Origin of the sequence: Enterococcus sp. AZ141, assembly GCF_051714385.1 — a bacterium.
GTDB classification, from domain to species: domain Bacteria; phylum Bacillota; class Bacilli; order Lactobacillales; family Enterococcaceae; genus Enterococcus_D; species Enterococcus_D entomosocium.
Genome location: NZ_JBIORT010000001.1, coordinates 444,557 through 469,829 on the forward strand (window position 1 = coordinate 444,557; position 25,273 = coordinate 469,829).

Genomic DNA, 25,273 nt, shown 5'->3' on the forward strand with positions numbered 1-25,273 from the left:
TATCGCAGCTGATAATGAGAGCTCATTTTTCAATCCGTTGTCTGCTTTTCTGCATATGACAAAAAATACTGTTTATACGGACGCCCAATTTTTGTATACACATTTTCGCTGCGAATGGCTTTGGTCTTTTCTAAGTGGGCGACATACTTTCTTACCGACACATGGGAAAATGCGCAAGCTTGCGCCAATTCTTGGACTGTAAATGGCTGTTTAATGGTACGAATCGTTTCTTGGATCAGCTGAAGCGTGTCTTCTGTCAACCCTTTTTCTAGTTCGATCCACGGACCTTTTTGGTTTCCCTGCAGCAGCAGATCGATTTGTTGCTGAGCGATCCGCGGATGTTTGAGGCTTTCGCGTCGTTGCTGAAATACTTGGATACTTTGGGCAAATCGTTCGAAGGAAAACGGCTTGATCAAATAATCCAGCATCCCCAAATGTAGGCTTTGGCTGATCAATCGTGTTTCATCGGCAGCCGTGATCATGATCACATCCACAGCCTGTTGTTGTTCCCGTAATGTTTGCAACAGCTCCAAGCCATTGCCATCTTTCAAATGGATATCCAACAAGAGCAGCTCAATGGTTTCTTTTTGCAGCATTTCTTGTGCTTCTTCCACTGTTTCCACCGAAAAAATTCGCTCAAAAACCGCTAAACGTTCTAAATAGCTGCGATGAATAAATTGAACCATCGGATCGTCTTCAACAATCAAAATATTGGCTTTCATAGCTGCTCCTTCCGATAATCATTCGTGATCGTCACTTCTAGGACGCCTTGCGCTTCCTGAAAAGTGATGGTCCCATTGACTTCATGCAGTAATTGCTGAAAATAGCCTACTTGTTGTAAAGTCACTTGTTCCGCGGGTGTCAACATTTCTTCCGCTAGCTGCCAACTCGTTTGCAACTGATTTTCTTGGTACTCGATTTTCATAAATACCTCTTGAGTCAAATGCTTTTGCAGCAAAAGATGATGAATATATTGATAAAGGTTTAATAAGACTTTGGTTTCATGTGCAACGGCCCCTTGGGGAATCTCTGGAAAAATTTCTAACAACAGCTGGCATTTCTTTTCTAAAAATTTTTGCCGCTCGCCAATCAAAAACCCTGCCAACAAAGGGTTTTTAATAAGAATCGCTAGCCGATGAGCAAATTCTTTCTCTGGTTTCAAAATATCATCCAAATAGATCGTCAACTCTTCATAGGCTTCTAAATCCACCAAACCATAGATGACATGCAGCTTGTTCATAAATTCGTGGGCTTGACTTTGCAGTGCCGTCGCATAGGCTGTCGTATTTGCCAACTGATCCGCAATAAATAAAGACTCTGTCGCATTTCTTAGAAAAATAATATGCCCTATCTGCTGATTTCTCACGATGATCGGCGCCGATGAAAAGACATAGTCCTGCCCTTCTTGCTGTACTAACCGCTCTTGCTTCTTGTCAAAATCGACGTGCTGCAAAGCAGGCAAGATCGTTAGCAGGGATTGGCCAACCAAGCCATCTTCTGATGCAGTAGCAAGCGGCAATGCCGTGGCAGCTCGATTTGCCAGCAAGATATTCTTCGCTAAGTCTAAGACAAAAACAACATCCTTGGTTTCTTCCAGCATACTATTGCGTTCTTCTAACAAACGTGAGATTTCTTGCGGTTCCAGATTATGCAGTTGTCGTTTCAAATAAAATGCCACGAATAATGCAATCCCCCCGCCTAATAGCAAACTGATGAACAATGCTTTCCGATAGCCTTTTTGCGATAGTAAGATTAGCGATTGCAGTGAAGTCATTTTAATCCCTAATGCCACGACGCCAAGTTGTTCTCCATCTTCTTTCACTGGAACGAACCCACGTAAGGACTGTCCTAAGGTGCCGTTGCCAATGGAGAGAGACTCCTTGCCTTCAATTGCCGGTGTTTCATCGCCACCTGTAAAAGGTTGACCAATCTTTTCAGGGTCTGGGTGCGTGATCCGAATAGCGTCTTGATCCATCAAAACAATAAAATCCAACCCATAATTTTTTGCTAATTCATTGGTATATGATTGCAACTGGGGACTGGCTTTCTTTTCCCGCAGTGCTTGCTTGACCTCCGCTTCTGATGCTAACTGACGACCGATCGATAGCAGCAGCGTTTCTTCATCCCGGTGCATTTGCTCTTTTTGTTCCATCATCATCAGTACATAAAATAATGTTAGAACGATACATAAGGTACTGGTAAAAATTCCTACTAACAGCACCCACAGCCGAACTGGCCGCTCTCGCATAGTCGTTCCTCCTCAATTGCTAATAAGCGTTCATTACACGCTCATTTTAACATAGGAATCTTTTTCCGAAGGTCTTTTTTTAAGTTGTATTTAATTAAATTAGTTAAATAATCTTCTTTGTTTGTGAGCGCTTCCTTATACTGGAAACATCCAAAGGAGGTATTTGAATGAAACAAGTCGTCGCAAAACAACCCGTTGTTGAAAAAAAGCAAACCAAAGCAAAGTGGTGGTCTTTCTATGTTGGTTCCGTTCCTTTGCCCGTCTATCTGGTAATGTCTGCCATTATCTTGATCACTGCTTTTCTACAGCAACTGCCTGTCAATATGTTGGGAGGGTTCGCCGTTATCCTAAGTTTAGGCTGGTTATTAGGAACGATTGGTGCCAACATCCCCATCATCAAGAATTTTGGTGGTCCCGCTATTTTTTCTTTGTTGATTCCGTCAATCCTGGTCTTTTTTAATCTCATCAATCAAAACGTATTGGAATCAACTAATATCTTAATGAAGCAAGCAAACTTCCTTTATTTCTATATCGCCTGTCTGGTTTGCGGCAGCATTTTAGGTATGAATCGCAAAATCTTAGTCCAAGGGTTGATGCGAATGATCATTCCTATGATGTTAGGCATGGTCTTAGCGATGGGCGTAGGTACCCTTGTCGGTGTACTGTTAGGGCTAGATTGGAAACACACTTTGTTCTTTATTGTGACTCCTGTTTTAGCCGGCGGTATTGGAGAAGGAATCTTACCGCTTTCCTTAGGCTATAGTGCCATCACTGGTTTAGGTAGCGAGCAATTGGTCGGTCAGTTGATTCCAGCCACTATCATCGGCAACTTTTTCGCGATCGTTTGTACTGGCTTGTTGACTCGCTTAGGGGAACAAAAACCGCAGCTTTCAGGAAAAGGCCAACTCGTCAAAATGAGTGATGGGGATGATTTGAAAGATGCGTTGGTTGAAGATCAATCACCGATCGACGTCAAATTGATGGGTGCCGGTGTGCTGACCGCTTGTACGCTCTTTATTCTCGGCGGTTTGCTGGAACACGTCACTGGGTTTCCTGGACCTGTTCTCATGATCGTAGCAGCCGCTTTCTTGAAATACTTGAATGTCGTACCAAAAGAAACACAAAAAGGATCAAAACAGCTTTACAAATTCATCTCTGGTAACTTTACATTTCCACTCATGGCAGGATTAGGACTGCTTTATATTCCTTTGAAAGATGTCGTCGGTATGCTGACCTGGCAATACTTTTTAGTCGTTATTAGCGTCGTTTTCACTGTGATTGCCACGGGATTTATCGTTTCTCGCTTTATGAACATGTACCCTATCGAAGCAGCCATCGTTTCTGCTTGTCAAAGCGGAATGGGTGGAACCGGCGATGTCGCGATCTTAAGTACCGCCGACCGCATGAATTTGATGCCATTTGCCCAAGTAGCTACACGTTTGGGTGGCGCGATCACGGTTATCTCAATGACCGCACTTTTACGACTATTATTTTAATTGTTTGAAATCGGAAGGGAGAAATCAAGAATGTCAACGATGAATGTCAAAGAAGCAGCTATGAAACAAGCCGAGGAAAATGGGGGCAAATTAGCCGTCGTTTCTAAAGTCACTATTGATTCAAAAGAAGATTTAAGTATCGCCTACACCCCAGGAGTCGCAGCTGTTTCATCAGCAATTGCTGAAAACGAAGAACTCGCCTACACCTTGACCACCAAGAAAAATACTGTCGCCGTGATCAGCGATGGCTCAGCGGTGTTAGGTTTGGGCAATATCGGTGCCAAAGCAGCTATGCCGGTCATGGAAGGCAAAGCGGCCTTGTTCCAGCGCTTTGCCGGAATCGATTCGATTCCGATCGTCCTAGATACGCAAGACACCGAAGAAATCATTCAAACGATCAAAGCGATCGCACCAACCTTTGGTGGGATCAACCTAGAAGATATCAGCGCCCCTCGCTGCTTTGAGATCGAACGACGCTTGATTGAAGAATTACCGATCCCCGTGTTCCACGATGACCAGCACGGAACTGCCATCGTGGTATTAGCCGCTTTGATCAATAGCCTGAAGCTGATCGAAAAATCCTTTGAAGAGGTCAAAATCGTGATCAACGGCGGTGGTTCTGCTGGCCTTGCCATTACCCGAAAATTTTTGGCTGCTGGCATCAGACACATCACTGTTGTCGACAAAGCAGGGATCATTTCAGAAACGAACCATGAACTTGCGCCCCATCACGCAGAAATTGCCAAAGTCACCAATCGTCAACATCTAACAGGAACACTAGAAGATGCCCTCAAAGGAGCAGATGTCTTCGTAGGCGTTTCAGCTCCCGGTGTGCTGCACCCTGAGTGGATCAAAACGATGGCAGAAAAACCAGTGATTTTTGCTATGGCGAATCCAACGCCAGAGATTTTCCCTGATGAAGCACTGGCAGCTGGCGCCTTTATCGTCGGTACTGGTCGCAGTGATTTCCCTAACCAGATCAATAATGTCTTGGCCTTTCCGGGAATCTTCCGAGGCGCATTAGACGCTCGAGCAAGAGACATCACGATCGAGATGCAGATCGCAGCAGCACAAGGGATCGCTAGTTTGATCCCCGAATCAGCTTTGACTCCAACCACTATCATTCCAGATGCGTTTCAGCCTGATGTCGCTAAAGTCGTGGCAGAAAGCGTGAAGAATGCGGGGAAAAAAGATTAAATAGATTGGTATCATTAGTGACTGCAGCGCTAGTTGTTTGATACCAATAAAATGAAAAATAGCTACAAAAATGTACCGACTATGAAAACTAGTCGGTACATTTTTGTGTCGGATTTTACAGATAATCGAAAGTTTCCTCCCAGAAGACAGTCCGAAAAAATCCTCCCTAACTTCCCATTCACTATTGCTTCACTTGGTTCACTTCACAGAGGGCACTCTTTAGTTTGAGGATACAATCGACAAATCACACGCTCCCAATCTTTCTTCGTTGGTATGCTACTTAACAAGATATAATCATCCGTCAAACCATAATCCAGGATATAGGGACGATAATTTGTGACGATCAAAACCTTCTGGTCCGCTTTTAATCGTTCTTCTGTTAATTCGTGCAATGAAAGAAAAATGACTTGATACTTGTTTGCAAAGAGCCGAATTGCTTGTAGTCGAATCATTTGAACGACCATTGAGTCCCCTTCTATAAGAAACAAAATATTTTTTTTCGGCTGATAATAGTCGCGCAGTAAATCACTTACCGTTGTAAAACTGATAGCAATATCTTCCATAAATTCTGTCGCAAAAGCTAACTCTTCTTTGTACTTTTCCAAAAATGCTTTATTTTTGTAGTAAGACTCTCGATGGTATGTTTTTATTGAGGCGACTTCTTCAGCTTGTCGCTTGTTCAAAGATGGACAAATCACTTCATTAAGTTTTCTAGACACCAGAAAGGAGGTTAGATAATCTTCTAGCAGTGACTGATCCCAGCCCTTAAATTCGGCACCAGCAAAATACGCTTTTACGATCGGCTTCACTTCTGGCCAGAAATTAAATCGAGCTAGAAAAGTTTTTTCTCGATCGTATTGATTGATTGTCCGCGTACATATAATCATGTAGTGAAGCCAAGCAAGTTCTTCTTTGGGTAAAGATACCCCATACTCTTTGAAAATGACTTCTTTCAGAATCTCTAGCAATTTAAAATCATTTTCTTGATAGACAAGCTCTTTTGCCCAGTCAGGAATCGAAACATAGTGCTCCTTTTGCGCCCGTACAATCGTTATATACAGCAGTGAATAAAAAGCCGAGATCGTCAAGCCAGTCCCTACTTCATATTTTCCCAATTTATCAGAAAGTCCCTTTAGAATTACATGATGCAGGCCTTCTGGTGGTCTGATCGTATAGGGGGTGGGCTCACCTACATAGTAAAAATCAAAAAAGAATTTACGAATATTTGCTTCATCGCCTACCAAAGTAACCGGTGTGAAACTTAGAGAAAGTCCATACTCTTTTAAGGCTGGTTGCACACGTGCAATAAACCTTCGTAATGTTGTTTCCGCATAATTGTATCGATAAGCCAATTCATTCAGATCAACTACTTCTCCATAAAAAATGTTCCCAATGATTTCAAATAAAACTTCCTGATTTAATAGCTGCTCTTTTTTTTCTTTAAAGAGAACACGATTTCGTTCTTCGAAATGAAATCCGCTATTACCTGATACCAATTCAATACATTCGCCAAAATGCTCTTTGATCAAGCGTAGGTCTTTCACCAATGTCCGCTGAGAAATAGCCAATCGCTCAGAAAGAATCCCAACTTTAAAAACTTGTTCTCGTTCAATAATCGTTAATATCTGCATCCAACGCTTTGTACTCGGACTTGTAATAAAAGACATCTGAAGTTCCCTCATGCCATTTCTTCACTCATTTCCTTTTCTGACTTGGCTCTATTCATTCTACCATACAACAGAAACCCCTTTCTTCGCTACGTCAAATGAACTTCTTTCTAAAAACATAAGATGTGGCACGAAACATCCATTGTCAGAAAAGTTCGCTTTCGCTTTTTTGAACTTGCTGCGGGCTTTCTTTCAATCCATAGCAAGGCAAGCACCATTCTTTTCCTGGATCAAATGATAGCACTGCGACACGCGACAAATAAGAAAAGTGCTGACACCCATGTATACACACAACCTTTTGCCTGTGCGCAACAGATTTTCTATTGCAGATTCAAATAAAAAAGCTTAACACCTCGTAGATGTTAAGCAGAATCAGCTATCATTCTATGTTTGTTCAATACTCGGTGCCCGATTTTCATTTGGCATTCTTCTCTGGATCGGATTTAAAACCTCATAACCGCTTTGACCAACGGATCATCTTCTAACGTTTGGCGTTCTAGCGCCTCTTGCAGTTTTTCCAATGGGTATTCATCCGTGATATATTTTGTGGGATCGATCATGCCACTAGCAATCAAATCGATCGTTTCTTCAAACTCTTGGCGGGTGCATGAAACGCTGCCGATGAGCTTGATTTCTTGCAAGACCAACCGATTTAATGAAAAAGGAATTTCGGGAGCAACGGAATTTCCGATCGCCACGATCGTTGCGCCAGGACGAGCAGCCTCAATGCATGTCGCTAAGGAACTGCTGGAACCGACCGCTTCAAAAATCAAATCGAACCCACCAGCAGACGCGTCTTTCAATACTTCCCCGCGGTTTGAATCCTTAGCGTCAAAGTAATCGTCAAAGATTCCCAATTCCTTGGCTTTCTCAATTTTTGTATCGTTGATTTTGGACATGGCCACATAAGAAGCCCCAGCTTTTTTTGCCAATTCGCCAATCAATTGCCCGATGATCCCACTTCCAGAAACCAAGACTTTGTCATTTAACTTAATATTGGATTTACGGATGGCATGATAGGCAACCATCAAGGGATCAATCAAGCTAGCTGCTGTATCTGAAACTGTATCTGGCAATTTATAAGCATTGGACGCTTTTCCGACAAACCGTTCGGCATAGGCGCCATTGCAGACAAAGCCGATATAATTGGTGCCGTTTACTTCCCGACACAAATGCTCTTGCCCTTTTTGGCACATCTCACATTTTCCACAATAAAGATTTGCCCAAAAAGCGACGCGATCGCCGATTTTAAAGGAACTATCGCCTGCATCCGTCACGACACCGCAAAACTCGTGACCCATGATAAAATCGGACTCCCCTGTTTTGCCCCAACCTTTCCCTGCTTGCCACATATGCACGTCACTGCCGCAGACGCCGCAAGCTGAAACTTGGATCTCGATCAGTCCTTCTTCCACTTTCGGCACAGGTACTTGTTTGACCTCGATCGTTTCTGGTCCTTTTAATACAGCAGCTTTCATGTTTTTTTCTGTCATCTCTGTTTCCTCCTCATTGCTTTTTCCTTTGCTTACTGTCATACTAACATTAAAGTTAACTTTAAAGTCAACGTTAAGGAGTGAAAAAAATGACCTATACGATATCCCAAGTTGCGAAAGCCTTAAATATCCCCACGTCAACCATCCGCTATTACGACAAAGAAGGCCTTTTGCCGACGTTAGCGCGCAAAGAATCTGGCTACCGTTTATTTTCAGATACCGAAATTGAGATGCTGGAATTGATCGAATGTCTGAAGGAAACAGGCATGACCATTAAAGAGATCAAAGATTATGCACAATTGACACGCCTTGGTGATGACTCGCTGCAAGAACGCCATAAAATGTTTCTTGAACAAAAAAAAGCGCTGCAAGCGCAGATAGACGCTTTGCAGCAATCAATGGCGTTGATCGACCATAAGTGCTGGTATTATGAATCAGCGATCGCAGCCGGTACAGAACAAATCCATTTCCCAATCAAAATGTCGTTGAGAAACAAAGAAAAGTTTCAAGCGATCACCGCCCAAAGCGAAGATCGCTAACGTTATGTAACGTTCACAGTACTATCTGCCTGCTTCTAGTGATCCGAAGCAAACCTATTCTTGGTACTTTTCAAATACTTGCTTGTCTGCTAGTGAATAGACTTGTTCATACAAATAATCAAAGAGAGTATTCATGTTCTCTTTCGTATCGCTCACTTCATCAAGGATCTCTTTTGCCGTACGATGGGCGATATTCAAGCGCATTTCGGCGTTGTAGATCATCCGTTCTGCTTCAACCTGCGCTTCTTCAAGTGTCCGGTCTGCTTTCTTTCTAGCAAACAGCAAGATCTCTCGCATCTCCGCTTGAAACTGCTGATTTTCTTTTTGTAACTCTTGGTTTTCTTTTTGCAGCTCATTGACCGCTTTGCGAAGCGCAGCGGCTTCTTCTTCCTGAGGGCCTCGATCCTGCTCCTCCAGCTGTGCTTCTTTTTCAGCGAGTTGGTTCGCCAAATTTGTGATGACCTCTTCTTTTTGGAGCAGCAGCTGTTTTTGTTCTTGGGCTTTGCTTTCATACCATTGTTTTTCTCTTGCCCAATCCAAGCGTTCAAAAATCGCTTTTTCTTTCACTTGCTGGATATCCGACTGTGAGCGATGCAAGGTTTCTGCATGGAGCCGCTTTTCAAGTTCTGTGATTCTCGTTCGTGCCAACACTAACTCTTGATGGGTTTGTTCAAAGCTCATATCTGCTGGTGAGACAGGCGCCAGCTCCATCTGCTCCTCGTTCGCTTCCGCGGTAAACGCTTCAAAAGAGCGTTTTTCTTGATAGCTAGGCAAGGGCGCATTGACAGTTTCATTACGCTTTTTGGTGCTTTTACGCTTTCTCTTCCCTTTACTGCTTACTGGATGTGGCATGCCAGTTTCTGAGGACCAGGGTTGCATCGAGTGCTTAGGCGATCCTTCTGGCTCCAATCGTTCCTCTAGTTCCGCTTGTACTGAAGGAGACGGTGCCGGCGCCTGTCCACTTCGTTGCCCTTGTTTTTTGCCTTTTTGGGGTTTACTACTGGTACCCGTCATTTCTTGATCATTGCTAGTAGCTTTCTTTTTTGCGGTATCGGCGAAGGCTTCTTTCGCCGGTCCATTGGCAACAGCTGTCTCAGCGGTTCTGTTTTCTTTCTCATACGTTTCTTCAAATCCTTTTAATTCTTTCAATGACACTTGGTTCATTTCGTCGAATAGCGTCTGAGCAGAAAACCACCCACGTCCCTTCTTCTTACTCATCCCTTGAATCCCTCCCTTTCGTCAATAACTCTTTTGATTGTTTCATTCTAAGTTCCCGTGTCTGAAGCTTGGACAAGCTCTTTTCGGTTGAGTACTTGCCACTGTCCCTGAGCATTGCGGACGATCGTTTGTTCAAATGACGTATCGGGCGTATCTGCTACTTGCAACACGAAATGGCACCGTTTCACGCCTTGCGCCTGCGATAGATCATCGATGATTCGCTGCAAATTAGCTTCCCAAGCAGGAAAGTCCGCAGAAGAGTTCAAATGACTTGAACTCGTTAGGGTGATTTCTTGCAGCGGTTGGTCAATATGGATCAGCACGACTGTCGGTCCTAAAAAAGGCGTCACTTGCGTCCCAAATTCTTCTTCTAGCTGAAAACGCGCTTCTCGATCATCCGCCATCAGCAGCGTCTGCCAAGCAAGATTTTCAAAAGGGAGACCTGCAGACGGGTACACCGATAACGGTCGTTGCGTCCCTTCAATCTGTTCTTTTTGTAAATGTAAGATTTCCTGTTTCATCTGCTCCCTTTCCTCTGCTACCCTGCAGCTTTGCGCATGTATGGAAACATGAGTAAAAGTCAAAAGCAGCAAACTCATAAGAAACAGACCACTCACCATCAGTAACGCTAACGGATGTTCATTACGAATCTTATGCTTAAAAAAAGCCAGTTTTCTTTTTTCCAACTCCGTCATATTTGTTCGTCGCTCAAGTCTTCGAACAAAGATTTCGAGGTATCCCCGTTGAGCAAGCACCCCGATCGCCACAAAACAAAGCAGCAGTATGCTGACATAAACAATCTTCACGGACATCCCCCTTTCCATCTTTTGTCCATAATTGAGCCTCGATTTTCAAACAGACACGCTGACTGACCACGTTGAATCCTTAAAAGAAATTCAAGACGACCCCACGAAGCGCCTCGCTCGTCACCATACCAAATTCACGACTATCGATCGAGTGCATGATCGCATCCCCAACGACGAAATACTCTCCTGGCTGCAAGATGCCTCCGACCGGCAATTCCCTCGCCGTTTCTTGCGTCAGTGTAAAGGTATAGGAAAAATCATAATAGGACCCTGATGCCCCCAATAGCAAACGATTGCCACTGCGCGCATAGGAATCCCCAGGAACCCCGATCACTCGTTTTACGATCAGCAGCCCTTCATGCTCAAAAGCGACGAGATCATAACGATGCGGCAACTGATTCTTTTGAATAACGACTAACTCGTTGTTTTGAATAATGGGGGCCATCGAATCACCGCTGACACGAGCCATTTTGTAGTTTGAAAAGAAATAGAACAGCAGCAGTAGCAGACAACTTATCCCCAACACACGAAGTACCAATTGCTTTTGGAATCGACCCATGATACCTGTTGCTCCTCTACCATAATTTTACGTCGTACGTAGCGTTTGACTGATTCTACCGTTGGCTCTACCGTTTTTAGCGAGAGGCAGACGCTGCTTGAAGCTCTTCACTAGGAACAGAGCCTTTACATTGACCAAGAAAATCGGCTAAAATCGCCTTGCCGAGACGTTCAATGGAATTTGGCTCAATCGGTCGTTCCAACCGATAGATGGGCTGTTCCAATTCCAGCAAAAAGAGCGGTTGATCAGTGACTACCACCTGGCGGGCGGTGAAAATCGACAGCTCACTCGTAGTCTCGACGACGACATCCACTCCTTGGGCAGCCAGCCAATCACTCAGACGTTGTTTGATCCAGCCTTTGATTTTCTCATTTCCACACAAATGATAGGTGATCATCAGCTGGTTGTTTTTTAACTGCTGGTTCTTTAGATAGGACTCGCCTATTGTCAGCAAATAGTGAGAAGCAGCGCTAGAAAGTGCCTTCGTCTTTCCAATACCAGACACTTCTGGCTTTCGACGATCCCGCAGCAAAGGAGGTGGCACATGGAAGAGCCGATCCAGTAACATGACTGCTAACGTCACTTGCACGAATACGCGATCTTCTCTCAATGTCTCTGCTTGCTTGGGAAACGTCTCTCGCAAGCTATCGATTGGATCAAAGGGCACCGTTTCTTCGACCCACGGATGTTTCAATAAAAACGAAAGTACCCCTTCATCTGCCATCATCAAAAACAATAGGACACACCGTTCTTGCTGCGACAAGGACCTGCAGACCTCCAAGCCTTCGATGACAAAACCCGTTTTTTCTAGAAACAACCGACAAAAGTCAGCCATTTCCCAATTTTCTTCCAAGCGTCCACCTTGTTGCGCCCGTAAAAGAAAGACCTTCGTCCACTGCAACGAAACCACTGGATCGATCGGCAAGGACGGACGATACCGCAGTGTCAACGTTTCAGCCAGCTGCTCAAAGATTTGGTAGGGCTGTTCCTCTTCTTCAAAATAAAAGGCTTTATAAAAATACCGTATGTTTCCTTCTGCCCCTTCTAGGCACCACTGCTTTTTATTCAAGGTCAGTTCATAAGCAGCGAACAAGGTCTGAAGCTGACGACATTGTTTCAAAAAGGTTTGATTGCCTAATCCGGTGATTGCAACAAGTTTTTCCGGTATCGCCGTTTCTTGCTGACACAAGAAATGCAGAAACAACAGATTCGGGTCATCCGCCAACAATGCTCGCTTTTTTTCCTGATACTCTGCCAATTCTTGGATCATCAATTCATAACCATTGCTGGCAGATGCGAGGATCGTCGAAGCCCCAAAGAGTTGGCGCAGTTCCTCAATGTCTGAAATAATCGTCCGCCGAGAAGCGCCGCAAGCATGTGCCAGCTGTTGCCCACTTAAAGGACCGCAACATTCCAACTGCCGCAAAATCGTCAATTGCCGCTTGCACGTCATTGAAAATAAACTGTTCATCAATAAAGACGGCTTGTTTCTCATCGTTTCACCTCCCCACACATTCGAAAGAAGAGAAGCTGCAGGCGACTTCCAGCAGCTTCTGCTTCCTTCTTATTCAAACTTTTATGACTCAGGTCTCGGAACAAAGCTTAATTCCCAATAAATCGTGCCGCGATAAGCAGTTGCTTGGGGGTTGGCACCAATCGGGACTTCCAGTTCCACACTGTTTTCCATTGTTTCACTTGAGCCATAATGTTGGATCCACGTCCCTCCACCATGATTCTCTTGAGCCGAAGCCAAGGTTTTACTTTGACCTGCAATAAGTTCAATGGCTTCTTGATAGTCTGGCGTCTCCGACTCATTCGAACCAGTGGTTACCATATGGATATTTGACAAATAAACGCTTGCCCCTCTTAGTCGTTGCCTTTCATCATGCGTACCCACAAAACCCTCTTCAGATAAGCGAGCACTCAGTGTCCAACCAGTAGTAGCGATCCTCCGATCCGATACTTGGATATAATTGGGACGGTCCCCTTCATGCACATCCTCATAAACTTCCCGCAACGCCTGCGGCTTTGCTGGATATCGAGTGGTACTTGAAAGAATTGGTACTTCTCCAAAATCGAATTGAGAAATAAAGTCGATGCTGACAAATCCCTGGTTTTCTGGCAAAACAGGAGGATTCACAGGATCGACCGTTTCATCCGGGCGAAAAGGATCCCGCGGGTCCACAATGTCGATTTTCTCTACAATCACCGAATCCTTTCCCCATCTCCCATTCAAAAACGCCTCGGCTGTCACTAGCTCTTCGTGACGAAAATGTTGGAAGTTTGGAAATTCGGATAAATCAAACTGAAAGTTTCCCTCTTCATCAGCTTGGACGTGAAAGAATTCTCTGCGTCCATCTGGATCCGTTACAGTACCAAGGGAAGGATTTGGTTCGGGCATAAATGCTTCCCGCTCAAAACGAATATAGCTATTGGGATTTGCTCTTCCAGAGATGATCCGAGAATTTGATAAGGTCGGATCTTCCGTTAATGGATTCAACTCTATTTCAACTTCAGAAACTTGCTCGAAAAGCAATCGTTGGCTATGAGTCGAAAAATGACTACGTACCCCTTGTTCCACTGTTGGATCCAAAGTTACGACACTGTTGATTGTTGGATTGATCCAAGTAAAGTTGGTACTCATATGAATCAAAGGCATCCACTCATGGGTAGGCTGCACCTCATCAAACTCACCGTATTGCCATTGTTTGATTCCTTGAAATTCGATTTCCAGTTCATTGGTTCCATTTAAGTTGATCAAACTTCCGTTATTAAAAGAAAGCGGCGCCGTTCGTTCTAAATTGACCTTTCGGGCCTCATTGAACGTCAACTTCGAAAGATTTCCAAAAAAGATCAAATTTTGAGAATCATTGCGACTGTCCGAACGAATATCTAAAACAGCATCTTTACCAACAGTGATACTGTTTTGAGGTTCCCAGAAGCCAACAACATGTGCCGATAAGTTGGGTTGATTTTCCGCATCAATTTTTAACATACTACGTTCCTTTAGATTGATATGGGTGTTGCCTCCTTGAAATGAAAGAATATTCCAATTCCATCCATTCGTGTGGCTTCGATTCTCTAAGGATTGGATATGCACTTTGCTGTCTTCCAAGAGATCGATGGTATGGTTTCCATGAAGTGTGGAAATCGCAGAGGCGTTGATCTGAGTGTCAAGTTTTAATTCTGCTCCCTTGCCAACAGTCAGATTCCCACCACCATTTCCAAAATAGACATTCACACCATCGGCTTCCCCTCTAGTCCCTTCAAAATTTGCTTTCATGGAAACTTTGGCATTCTCTCCAATAATCAGTTCTGGATGATTCAAACCATGATAAAATAAATTTCCTGAACTGATGGTCGACAATTCTACTTCTGCATTGGGACTGATCAAAAGTCGATGGACTTCAAAATTTGCTTGATTCCAAGCATTGATCTGCCAATTTTCATTAAAAGTCGAACGGTAGCTTCGTGCTTGATGTGAGGTAACCTTTCCTGAAAGCACTGCGGTTGTACCAACGGAATGCAAAAGCTGATTCCCAATGTTTTCAACATTATGGTACCGCATGGTCGATATGGCTTGATTGTTAACACCCAAAGTAGTAACGTTCATAGGTCCGTAATAATTCCCATGATAAAGGGTAATATTTTGATACGAAATATCCCAAGGAGATTCTGGTACCATCGTACTATCCAAGAAGCCAACAGCAACCGCACGAAAATCAATTTGGTATTTTCCTTGTCCATCAATAATAAGAGTTCTTGAGATTCCCGGTTGGCTGATATAGACATAAGAGTCTCCACTCGAAATATTAATTGTACTTCCTGATACGCCTGAAGCTATACCTTCAATCGGATTATCACTAGATTCAAAGCTGTCGATCAACTTTATATGATTCACCTCTGGGTCCATGACAGCTTCTAAAAATTCTAGCCAGGAGCCTACTTCTTGTTCTCTTCGCCTATCTTCCAAAAGATCAAGATTGCCTTCATCCATCTCGATGTCATCAAAAAATGAACCATCTGATGTGACAGGATCCGCTGCTAAGTTAGTGCCAATCGGGTGGTCGTCCGTTTCCATAGGGGGCCTCTCCCCCTCATCTCCGGATTTTCTTTCTTCCACGTTCAAGGTAAGCACTGTCTCTGCCACCGTTATTTCATAAGTACCTACGGATTCTATCGTCAGTGGTAGACTAAACGACGTCAACGGCACTTCGGAGTTCAGAAGCCATTGCTCGGGATCCTCGGTTTGGGTGATCACTATTTCTTCCATTAAAAATGTTTCTTCTATGATCGTGGCTGCAGGCAGCTGGATGTCGATGCTTGTTAGTGGGCGGTTTGTTAAAAACATGATCGGAAACACTTCTCCAACATATGCTTGCTGGATTTCTTCCAGAAAAGAAACCACCAACTCCTCTTGATCCTCTAAAGATTCTTCAAAAGAAGATCCAGTGAACACCTCGCCTAACGTACCTTCTCTTCCTTGCCATGCATGTAGTGGTTCAAAAAAGAACACACGAATAGACGAAAAAAACAAGTAAACACTAAATAGTCCTACCATAAGTGATAGTACTATCTTTAGTGTTTTCTTTTTCATTTTACTGATCCCCACCTTCCTTTGTCTTTTTTTTCTTGTTAATGATTAAAACAACAACGATGATCAATAACAAAACAAGTGCGGCAATTCCGCCAATCAGCCACCAATTGGTTTCTGGTTCCAATGTCACGTCTTCCTCATTTAAACGTCTCGCATCAGCAGCCGCAATCGTGAAGGGCTCTTCCCAATGCCATTCCTCCCCTTGTGAACGGGCCGTCAGAGTCAGGACATAGTCTCCCGGACGGAAACGCTCGCCATTTAGCGGGATCGGAAAATCCATCTGCGAATTTGGTGCCATCTGCATACTTGTGCGCTGTGTTTCATACAAGACGGTGTCGCTGCCGCTGGCACGAATCTCAGCATCAATTTCTATGTGGTTGACGAAAGTCGGTGTGTAATTTTGAATCTTGGCACTGATCACGTTCCGATAATTGACTTGACTGGCAAAAACATCCAGCAATTCAAGTCCTGGATCCGTTGACGAGCGGTTGTTGCTTACGACGACTCCTAAAATAAAGGCAAACTCATTACGAATCCCGATGCCTTCTGTTTCCGACTCTGCTGCCGTAGCATCGCGAACCTCTTCAACTCGGATCGATCCTGCCAGTACCCCATCAAATTCTTCCTCAGGCATCGTCAGAGGAAGTGTAAGGATCCGTTCTTCTTGGGCTTCTAAAGTGATGACCCCAGGTGTTTCAATCAATTCGGCAATCGAGGCAGGCAATGTCGGGTCAGGAGCTTCGGCATCACGACCGTATTCTACTACTCCGTTGACGTTGGTGAAGGCAGTATGAGCCGATACTTCGACATCAATGGTTTCTTCCGATGTATTTTGGATGCGTAACTGCAATTCCTCTTGTTCCCCTGCGCCTAAATTCAGATCAAAATAACCGCTAGCACCGCCTTCGATCTGACTGTCAGGGAATATCGGGGTTACAAAAAAATTCAACTCTGATTCAATGTCATCATTTGCTCGTACTGGTGTCGGCCAAGCAATCAATGAGCATAGCACGATCATTGCAGTCAAAAGCCGCAGCCAGCGTTGGTTTGTTGGTTGTTCAATCACTGTTGTTTCTCCTTCCAAAAAAGGCAGGAATAACGGTCTACTCCTGCCAGTTGTTTCACATTATTGTTGCGTTGCTTTGAAGATTAATCTTCTGGATTTAAAACGTTGTCGTCTCCATCGCCGCCATTACCACCATTTTCACCATCTACACTAACTGTGGTAGCTAGTGTCCAGGTCAAGGTTGCTGTATAGGTGTCTTGTTGCGGCGTCGCAGCTGATGGAAGATGCAGCTGAATACGATCATTCAGAATCGTTCCGGTAAAATCATTACCCTCAAACTCATCCATCATTTTGTCTTGGTCTCCCCAGAAGACAGAGGAGCGTCCTTGTCCTTGATTGGGTCCTGCGGTCATGACTGGAATGCTCGATGCTATATTCGTATTAGCATTTAAAATCACACGATCACCATCAGTTATTGATGCTTCAGGCGCTTCTTCAGCAGGCCCGGTACCATCATTGTGTTTGATCTGCGGATCAATAAAGTGAAGTTGGGCGCCATAAAGGATATCCCCTGTATCTTGACCGACAAACTCTGTCAAAGCAAGACTTAATGTCCAATCTGCCGCACTGTTTCCTCGTGTATCACTGACTTGTGCCAAGGAAACGTAAGGAACTGTGTCTGGAAGTCCGACCGCAAGAGGATGGTTTTCATCTACGTTTTGCATTTCAGCAATCACAGAATATTCAGCTGCAGATGAAGTAATGGCTTGTTGACCAAAATCGAATTTTTCTGGCACGTAAACGATCGTTAATGGACCTTTTACTGGAAGCGGATCAATGATAACGGGTGGGTAAGGAACTGGATTTTCAACGTCATCCACGTCTTCTTCCCCTTCGATAAAGTTAACCTCATTTGGTGTCTCTACTTCAAAAAGTGGTGTTTTTGGTTGATTATTTTCTTCCTCTGCTGCTACTACTTGTACACCGCCTGCGAAGATCGTAGAGGTCAGTGTTGCGACTGTTGCTAATCGAATCCATTTCATTTTTATTCCTTCTTTCTTTTCTTTTAGTTTGTTTCATCGGCTTGCGCCGTTGGAACTGTTTCTCCTGATTGCGAGGTAGTGGTCGTCAATTGCCACTTCAAAGTCGCCACATACAAGGCTGCATCTTTAGCAGTCGCTCCCGGGACGAACAATTGGATCGCCTCATTGCGAACCACCGGCGCCTGGGCTTGGACTTGCGCATTCAACTCATCTTGGTAGCCCCAAACGACGGATGAAGTGCCTGCCCCTTTGCCGGCATCAGCAGTCAGAACAGCTTGTGCTGAACCATTGGCATCCAAACGCAAGCCGGCTTCATGTGCGTCCGGTGCGTTTTCTTGATTGTGGCTATTGTAGTCAACTTCTCGTGAGGCAAAGATGATTTGTGCCCCTCGCAGTTCGTTGTGTTGCGTCCCTGATTCAAACGCACTTAGTGCTACAGTCAAACGCCAGCCAGCATTTGACCCACGGGTATCTTGTACTTGGGCGAAGGAAACATACGGTACTTGGTTTTCTTCCCCTTGGGTATCCGCTAATTGTTGCTTTTCTGCCACCATCGAATAGACGGCATCTCGGTTGGAGATTTCTTGGGTACCAAAATCCAAAGTCGGCGCATAAGCGATCGTCAATGGTCCTGTTTGTCCATCTGGTCCGATCGGCGGTATCTCCACATCGGGGCCATCGGGGCCTGGATCAGGCGGTAACACTTCCGTCGGGTCTCGATCATTGGGCACAAAACTGACTTGCCCATCGGTTTCAGCGACTCTTACTTCAGCGGCGGTCCCTTGGATCCCGCCAGTCAAAAGGGTTGCGGCAAGTACGGTGCTCGTTGCAAATCGCAAAAATCTCATAAGATCATTCCCTTATTCTCTATTACTCAACTTTTCTTGTGTTCTTGAGGTTGTTCGTTCTTTTTGGTACCTGCGTGTCTTCTTCACTGTTGAATAGCCAGCGATCAATAGCAGCAATGATCCGAGTGCCGTGGCACTGGAACTTTTTCGGGTATTCGTCTGCGGCAAACGTCCCCCATCCCCGCCAGGTTGTGTCGGTCCGGTCGGTGGTGAAGGTTCTGGTTTGTCTGGTTCATAGACACCCGTGAACTGGACTGAGCCTTCTGTATCGACGGAACGCTCCTCTTGTGCCGAAACTAAAATCGTCGAAGCACTGATCACTTGAAAAAAAGCAGCGAAGATCATCAGTTTGACCCAAAAATTCCCCCTCGCTCTTTTCATTCTCCCTCCCCCTTTTTGACATCATCAAGCCTAAAAACCACCCTTTTTTAGACACCTTTACTTAGACGGTAACCTTGAACAAAGTCGATTGGTCTTTGTTTCAGTTGGCTTCCAAAAACGCTGGGTTTTATCCTCGATATACTTCATTATAGCTATCTTTGTGATGCGGGAAAAATCAATAAATTCACTGGCTGATGAAATCTATGCCTAAATAAAAAAACAAACCCCCGTTTTAAATAAATTATTCACCATAGAATCTGGCTAAAACGAGAAATCCTTAACATACACCAAAACGCTTGTTACCATAGAAAAATCATATATCAATCTCCAAAGCACTTGCAGTTCTCCATTCTATAAAAGCCACAATAAAATAACGGTAAAAAAAGAGGGGGGGACTATCCTTATTAAGAACGTTCCTCTCTTTTCATCTGATCCCCCAAGCTACGTTTGGCGGGTATTCTTTCTTATATGTTGTTTTTCTTAGAATCACTAAACTGATAAGAACATGAAGCATGCCTGTCAGTGATCATCTCCTGCTCGTTTGGTATTTCTCTACGGAAAACAGTTGGGTGGTTCCTCGACGATTGGCGGATCGTCAGCTATGGTTCTTCTTTTGGAGCGCCACCTTTCCCATTCATTTTCACTTATCCAGCCCTTTCCCGGTACTCTGTTGTTGCCAATACAGATGCAGGCAAACCAACGCATACTCCAATAGCTATTGCAGCGCTAAAAACTTTGGCGTCTCTGTCCATTGCTTTATCTTCTCTATCTAATATCCTTCGGTACTCCCTTGAAATGCCGCTTGGTTAAATCAGCCATTCCTCCATGAAGCATTTTATTGACTCTCTCGTATGTAGTTCTTCGGTCATCCATTTTTTGATTACTATTTACAGAACGAATCGATTCTTCCAGCCTCCCCCTTAAGAATTTTTCATTTCCTTGAAAAAAGCTCTCCACTGGATATTTGAAAACAGGCCTATTTGTTAGCACAAAAAAACAGCAAACGATCCCTTCTTGGTTTCACCAAAAGAAGCAAACGTTTGCTGCAGATTTTTTTATGTTAAGTAAGAGCCCGCGAAAGGCTCGTCTCGGTCGTACTATTTATGTATACTTTTGCTTACAAACAAGCGATTTCTTCCTATGAAAAAACGCTTCTTTACTGATCATTGCTGTTTAATTCTTGATCATTCTCCTAAAGATTGCTTCTCTTTCCTTGTTCTGCCACGCTGGACCCAAAAATACATAACCAGCAGAAAGAAATAGCCAAGCAAAAGAATGGTTTGCCCCAATTGAAACCAGCTGCGAAGGATCGCAGATATGCTGAGAAGAAATCATACATGCCGTATTGTGCCACCGATATGCCTACCGACAAGGAGGCAAAAATAATAAAAAGTTTCATTCCGTTCATGTCCTACCTTCAAGCGCTTTTTGCTTTTTTTCACGTCTTACACAGTAATTATTTTAATGAAGAGAAAAAAACATTCGTCTTTGTCGTTGACTTTAGCGGTCAATCTGTTGTTTCTTAAAAACAACTCTTACTCAAGCAAGGAAGACCAACCAATTGCCTTCCCCACTGCGTTGTTTGAGTAGTCCATCTGCTCTCTGTCATTCTCAAGGGTACGTTCCACCTGAAAATCATCCTTTTAGCCCCACTACTACTCTCCATTTATTTCTCCAAAAAACTATCTATAAAACTTCCCCAATAGTCTATTGAACATCATCGTTTCCCATTTATCTCAATTTTTTTCCTAACTCTCAGGTCTACTCGACGTATTAGACATAAAACTTCAGGACTCCGCTAAGTGTTCACTCAAATAAATCAAGCCCATTTTGGGTTTTTGCGTTAACTTTGCCCCCGTGATCTCACGGTAAAAATACTTATGGTCATTTTCTATCATTTCAATGACTTCTTCCTCACTCATCCCAAGGTCATCTAGCAATCCCTCTTTGCGATTGTTGCTGATTTCCATCAATATTTGCAATTGTGCATCAATCGCCAATAAGTGGCCCCACTGAACAAACAGGTTTTCTTCCTTGCTATGAAAAATCGTTAAAAACTCTTTTGCTAACCGATGATAAAAGGCATTTATTTTTGGAAAAAAGCGTAACACCCCTTGTTTTTCTAGCTCTGTTTGAAAATGCGCCAAATATTCTTCTGCTCCCGCTATCTTTTCTGCCAGCATATTAGCCTCCTCGTAATCTATCTGCATGTTCGTTTCCAGTTTACACTTTCTGGTAACCGTAGATGTTCTTCAACCAATCAATGTCTTCTATTTTCTTTCTCTCTCATTCGTGGATACCCCTCAAGTACACTGCATTTCTAGGTATTGATGGCACATTCACTCATTTGCTAGTTACATTTACTGTTTATTTTCTCCCTTTTGATCCAACCAACAGTTCACAGGTTTCCTCTTGAGAAAAAACAAATACTCCTAAGCATCGGACTATGGTCTCACTATAGCGTCAAATATCCTTAAAAAAAAATAGCAATTTTCACCTGTCGGTGAAAAAACCTACATTGTATCAATTCGTTTCAACCGTTTACATCCACCAGAATAATAAAAAATCGAATATTTAGTCAAATAAAATAAAATTAAACATAAAAATTGAAGTTTTTTAACCAATTGTTTATAATGTGTTTAATTCTTTTTTAAATTCAACGGGGGCAACTATGAAAAATTTTCAGCTAAAATTTATCAAAAATCGTTCTTTAATCCGACGATTGCAATTATTAAATGAATTTGAGAAGAATCCATCTGCAACATTGGGCGATTTATCAGAAGTAACAAAAAGCAGTACCCGTACGATCATTGCGGATATTGCCATGATTCGCGAACATTTTAATGATGCGATCGAAATCTATTCCTCTAAGTTTGGGTATTTATTTGAAGAACTTGATCCCGAGGGGTATATCAAACAAAAACAAAATTTAGTTAAAGACGAGCCATTTTTTATGATTTTGGAGAGTATTTTTTTTGATGAATTACAATCTGCTCTGGATTGGAGCTTGACCCTTAATCTTTCTGAACAAGCATTGCTCAGTTACTTAAAAAAAATGAACGAATTATTAAAGCCCTTCAAACTTCGTCTATCAACAAACCCTGTCACATTGATAGGTTCCGAAATCGATATTCGCCGCTTTTTTTGTCTGTTTTATTATGAGTCAGATATCAATGTCAATACGATCTTCCCATCGCTGGATGTCCAAGATGCTGTCATTGAGATCACCAATCTTTTGCATTCAAAAAAGCAACCGGCTTCTACTTTTTCTTACTTTTCCTATATTCTCTACATTACACTGGAACGCAGCAAGAAAGGGTTACAAGTCGAACTTTCACCTGAACTAAAGGACATCTTTTATGCTTATCATTCATTGATTGCTCCAGATACGTTAAGAGAGATCCTTTATTCCTATTTTCATTACCATCTGCCAGAGGACGAAATCATTTATTTGTTACTTTGTCTCATCTGTCGCCGAAAAATCAATCATCCTTCGATCGAAGAATTTTGCCGAAAGTATAATCGCTGGCCTGAGATCCAACAAGTGACAAAAGATTTCTATGCCCTAAATCAAGGCAATTCCTATGATGAACAAAAAGATTTACACTGGTTAGAATCATTTTTTACGATTGTGAAAATACGCGATATGCTCTCGCCCATCATGAATGTCAATATTGACGATCTTACGCAATTCGTCAAAGAGAAGTTTTCCTACGAATATAAGAGAAACTATGCATTTTTGGCAAAACACAAGCTAGTCAAAAAGCTGTATTCATCCTCCTATCTTGACGATTTCTGTGCCAGCTTAACGATTCATATGGAAGCGATCAAAGAAGAAAATTGGGGATCACAACGGACGATCGCCGTGATTTTTGAAGGAAACGAATATGTTTGTGAATATGCCGAAAGTATCGTGCGAAAATATTTGGGTCGCTTCCATACATTGTATTATCCTAATGCCAGTGAACTCTCTCCAACCTATTTAAAAGAAAAGCAAATTGATCTATTAGTCACCAATTATTCGGAGTATACGACAGAATACTTACTGGAAGTAGAATGCGTTCTTCTAAAATCGTTTCCAGATGCGACAGATTGGAATCGATTACTTAATCAAATCAATCCACGGATCTTGCGTCTGGTTGTGTTGGACAATGCGTAAGTCAACTTGCTAGACACTATCTTGTGGAATCATTACGGTCACAAAGCATTTCGAAGTGTTATTTTATAAAAACCATTCTTACCCAACGAGTGGTTGACACTCTGATTTATCTCAGCGATCACAGTGTTCATTTCTCGCTGAGATAAATCAAGCCATGGGGCGCTTTCTGGTTTGTGCCGATCCCTGCCATTTGTCGGTAATAGACATTTTTGTCCTTTTTGATCATTTCGACGATCTCTTCTTCTGCTAATTCGATTTCTTTAAAAAAGTCGTGTCGGAAAAAATCTAAAAACATTTGCAGTTGGGCATCGATTTCTAGCAAATCCGCCATTTGTTGTAGCACATTATCGTACTCGGTATAGCAAATTTCTTTGAATCGTGTTTGCAACTCTGTACATACTTGTTTGATTAAGGGAAATTCCTGCAAGTAACAAAGTTCGCTGTAATTTTTTAAATAGGCTTCTGGTGTCATATGTCCTTTTTTCATCATGATTGCATCATTCCTATCTTTCATCTGAGAATTATTTTGCACCTGGACCATTGTTAAAGTTTAAAGTCGATCAATGACATGAGTCTGCGCCAATCGGTTGAGTTCGGGATTTTATTGAACAATAAATACACGCCAGAACAAGAAAAATTCGACATATGCTCATTATAATTTGTGACGACGATATCAAATTGGTTCGCCTCAAAATAGCCGGGATTGATATCTAATACATTCGGAAAAAAGAGTTTCTGATAACTGCCTAGATACTTACGAGCAGTGACCTGAATTCGTTGCGAGATAAATTGATTCCCTTCTAACAGGAACGCAATTTTTTTAGGCTTCCCCCAGTACAATTCTTTCACACAGTCCATATGAATGGTAAACACTGCGCTGATATCTACGATCATGTCTAAAGACAGACACTTCAGTTGTTTGAATTGTTTTTGTAAGAACGCTGTGTTTTGTGCCATTTCCTCTGGAAAATGTTTTTTTACAAATGAGATCAAATCGGGAATCACTTTGTTCAAGACCGGTGAAAGTTTATTTTTTAGTAAGATCGTCGCAAAAAAAGACTGGATCAAAACCGTACTATATTCCAGCGCATACGGCGGTACGCCTGCCTCCTTTAGATAACGTTGGGTTAGTTGCAGGATCTGCGAGTCTTTGCCTAACTTGTTGCAAAAGTCCCTTTCCATATCAATATCAAACACCGTCCGTTTTCCCATCGATAACGCATAAAAGTAGATGATTTCTTTTTCGGCGATCGTCGTTTGCAAATGGTTCGATAGCATCGTCTTTAATTTTTTCAGCTCAAGATAATACTCTTTACGAAACTGCTTGACGATGGCTGGATCGATCGTGACGTAATGGCCATGAGAGGTTCGCTCTAAAATGATATAAAGCATGTAACTGATTTCCTCAAAGGCAAGATTAGAGAAATTGCTATCGAATTCTTCTTTTTTCAAGTTTAAACCGATCTCATGAATGATCAACGGCGGAAATACGGTATGCGGCGTACTATCGGATTCATAATAAAAGTTCAGAAAAAAATGGCGAATATTGACTTCCTCACCAATAAGATCAACGGTGGTTTTGTTTAATGTCAGTTGGTACTGTGCTAAAATTGGGTCGATCTTTCGAAAATACCGCATCAACGTGGCAGGGGAAATAAACAAAATGTCTGACCACTCATTGATGGTCAATATTTCCCCTAAAAAAATGCTCTCAAAGATGCGAAACAACGGCTCGTTACTGATCAAATTCCGTTTTTTTTCTAAGTAGCTTTCTGTATCGATGACTTGTAGCTGATAGCCACTATTTGACGTTTCCATTTCGATAGCATCTTCGAAATACTCTTTAATGTTTTGTAAATCTTCAATGATGGTTCGGCTAGAGCTTTTGATCACTTTTGACAACCCACGGATCGGTGTATGAGAAGCGTGCTCCATATGTTCTAGCAAATGTAGCCACCTTAGCGTCGTTTTACTAATGACAAAAGATGATTGGAATTGTCTCATAGATTCGCCTTC

21 protein-coding genes are annotated in these 25,273 nt (G+C 42.8%); 4 read left to right on the forward strand and 17 right to left on the reverse strand.

Going from position 1 to position 25,273, the window contains the following annotated elements:
• Positions 1-29: 29 nt before the first annotated feature.
• Positions 30-722, reverse strand: a complete 693-nt coding sequence (locus tag IGI89_RS02100; protein ID WP_438735246.1) for a response regulator — start codon at positions 720-722, stop codon at positions 30-32.
• Positions 719-2,248: a Spo0B domain-containing protein gene (locus IGI89_RS02105; protein WP_008378028.1), complete on the reverse strand. Its 1,530-nt coding sequence runs from the start codon at positions 2,246-2,248 to the stop codon at positions 719-721. Before IGI89_RS02105 ends, IGI89_RS02100 begins: the two co-directional genes overlap by 4 nt.
• Positions 2,249-2,415: 167 nt before the next feature.
• Between IGI89_RS02105 and IGI89_RS02110 the strand changes: the two genes are divergently transcribed.
• Together IGI89_RS02110 and IGI89_RS02115 are read left to right on the forward strand one after the other, a co-directional pair.
• Complete coding sequence (locus IGI89_RS02110) at positions 2,416-3,744, forward strand: 2-hydroxycarboxylate transporter family protein (RefSeq protein ID WP_008378026.1); 1,329 nt, start codon at positions 2,416-2,418, stop codon at positions 3,742-3,744.
• A gap of 30 nt (positions 3,745-3,774) precedes the next feature.
• Positions 3,775-4,941: an NAD(P)-dependent malic enzyme gene (locus IGI89_RS02115; protein ID WP_087665098.1), complete on the forward strand. Its 1,167-nt coding sequence runs from the start codon at positions 3,775-3,777 to the stop codon at positions 4,939-4,941.
• A 203-nt stretch (positions 4,942-5,144) separates the two neighbouring features.
• Here the strand turns inward: IGI89_RS02115 and IGI89_RS02120 are convergent, their stop codons facing one another.
• Both IGI89_RS02120 and IGI89_RS02125 read right to left on the reverse strand, forming a co-directional pair.
• Positions 5,145-6,623, reverse strand: a complete 1,479-nt coding sequence (locus IGI89_RS02120) for a helix-turn-helix domain-containing protein (RefSeq protein ID WP_086372631.1) — start codon at positions 6,621-6,623, stop codon at positions 5,145-5,147.
• A 428-nt stretch (positions 6,624-7,051) separates the two neighbouring features.
• A complete protein-coding gene (locus IGI89_RS02125) occupies positions 7,052-8,101 on the reverse strand; it encodes a zinc-dependent alcohol dehydrogenase (protein WP_260605115.1) in 1,050 nt (349 codons plus the stop codon).
• 89 nt (positions 8,102-8,190) lie between these two features.
• Here IGI89_RS02125 and IGI89_RS02130 point away from each other — a divergent pair, with 89 nt between their 5' ends.
• Complete coding sequence (locus tag IGI89_RS02130) at positions 8,191-8,640, forward strand: MerR family transcriptional regulator (RefSeq protein ID WP_008378019.1); 450 nt, start codon at positions 8,191-8,193, stop codon at positions 8,638-8,640.
• Positions 8,641-8,694: 54 nt separating this feature from the next.
• Here the strand turns inward: IGI89_RS02130 and IGI89_RS02135 are convergent, their stop codons facing one another.
• From IGI89_RS02135 to IGI89_RS02185, 11 genes are all read right to left on the reverse strand, one after another.
• A complete protein-coding gene (locus IGI89_RS02135) occupies positions 8,695-9,858 on the reverse strand; it encodes a hypothetical protein (protein ID WP_008378017.1) in 1,164 nt (387 codons plus the stop codon).
• 47 nt (positions 9,859-9,905) lie between these two features.
• Complete coding sequence (locus tag IGI89_RS02140; protein ID WP_035006577.1) at positions 9,906-10,670, reverse strand: hypothetical protein; 765 nt, start codon at positions 10,668-10,670, stop codon at positions 9,906-9,908.
• Positions 10,671-10,743: 73 nt separating this feature from the next.
• Positions 10,744-11,223 (reverse strand): signal peptidase I, encoded by a 480-nt coding sequence (gene lepB / locus IGI89_RS02145; RefSeq protein ID WP_008378013.1) that lies wholly within the window; start codon positions 11,221-11,223, stop codon positions 10,744-10,746.
• A 76-nt stretch (positions 11,224-11,299) separates the two neighbouring features.
• The gene (locus tag IGI89_RS02150) at positions 11,300-12,718 is read right to left on the reverse strand and encodes an HTH domain-containing protein (protein WP_008378011.1); all 1,419 of its coding nucleotides are present in this window, start codon (positions 12,716-12,718) and stop codon (positions 11,300-11,302) included.
• Positions 12,719-12,799: 81 nt separating this feature from the next.
• Entirely contained in the window at positions 12,800-15,820 is a 3,021-nt protein-coding gene (locus tag IGI89_RS02155; protein WP_008378010.1) for a WxL domain-containing protein, read from the reverse strand.
• Position 15,821: 1 nt separating this feature from the next.
• Positions 15,822-16,886 (reverse strand): DUF916 and DUF3324 domain-containing protein, encoded by a 1,065-nt coding sequence (locus IGI89_RS02160; RefSeq protein ID WP_008378007.1) that lies wholly within the window; start codon positions 16,884-16,886, stop codon positions 15,822-15,824.
• Between the two features lie 83 nt (positions 16,887-16,969).
• Positions 16,970-17,869 carry a WxL domain-containing protein gene (locus tag IGI89_RS02165; RefSeq protein ID WP_008378005.1) on the reverse strand — a complete coding sequence of 300 codons (900 nt, stop codon included), beginning with the start codon at positions 17,867-17,869 and terminating at the stop codon, positions 16,970-16,972.
• A gap of 23 nt (positions 17,870-17,892) precedes the next feature.
• On the reverse strand, positions 17,893-18,717 hold the full coding sequence (locus IGI89_RS02170) for a WxL domain-containing protein (protein ID WP_008378004.1): 825 nt from the start codon (positions 18,715-18,717) through the stop codon (positions 17,893-17,895).
• Positions 18,718-18,729: 12 nt separating this feature from the next.
• Positions 18,730-19,098 carry an LPXTG cell wall anchor domain-containing protein gene (locus IGI89_RS02175; protein WP_008378002.1) on the reverse strand — a complete coding sequence of 123 codons (369 nt, stop codon included), beginning with the start codon at positions 19,096-19,098 and terminating at the stop codon, positions 18,730-18,732.
• A 1,192-nt stretch (positions 19,099-20,290) separates the two neighbouring features.
• Entirely contained in the window at positions 20,291-20,506 is a 216-nt protein-coding gene (locus IGI89_RS02180) for a hypothetical protein (RefSeq protein ID WP_237714952.1), read from the reverse strand.
• A gap of 379 nt (positions 20,507-20,885) precedes the next feature.
• Positions 20,886-21,281 carry a DUF7006 family protein gene (locus tag IGI89_RS02185; protein WP_008377999.1) on the reverse strand — a complete coding sequence of 132 codons (396 nt, stop codon included), beginning with the start codon at positions 21,279-21,281 and terminating at the stop codon, positions 20,886-20,888.
• 488 nt (positions 21,282-21,769) lie between these two features.
• Here IGI89_RS02185 and IGI89_RS02190 point away from each other — a divergent pair, with 488 nt between their 5' ends.
• Positions 21,770-23,257: a helix-turn-helix domain-containing protein gene (locus tag IGI89_RS02190; RefSeq protein ID WP_008377998.1), complete on the forward strand. Its 1,488-nt coding sequence runs from the start codon at positions 21,770-21,772 to the stop codon at positions 23,255-23,257.
• Between the two features lie 127 nt (positions 23,258-23,384).
• On the opposite strand, the gene IGI89_RS02195 is transcribed toward IGI89_RS02190, so the two are convergent.
• Positions 23,385-23,747, reverse strand: a complete 363-nt coding sequence (locus IGI89_RS02195; protein WP_008377996.1) for a DUF7006 family protein — start codon at positions 23,745-23,747, stop codon at positions 23,385-23,387.
• 53 nt (positions 23,748-23,800) lie between these two features.
• A complete protein-coding gene (locus IGI89_RS02200; RefSeq protein WP_008377994.1) occupies positions 23,801-25,261 on the reverse strand; it encodes a helix-turn-helix domain-containing protein in 1,461 nt (486 codons plus the stop codon).
• Positions 25,262-25,273 lie beyond the last annotated feature (12 nt).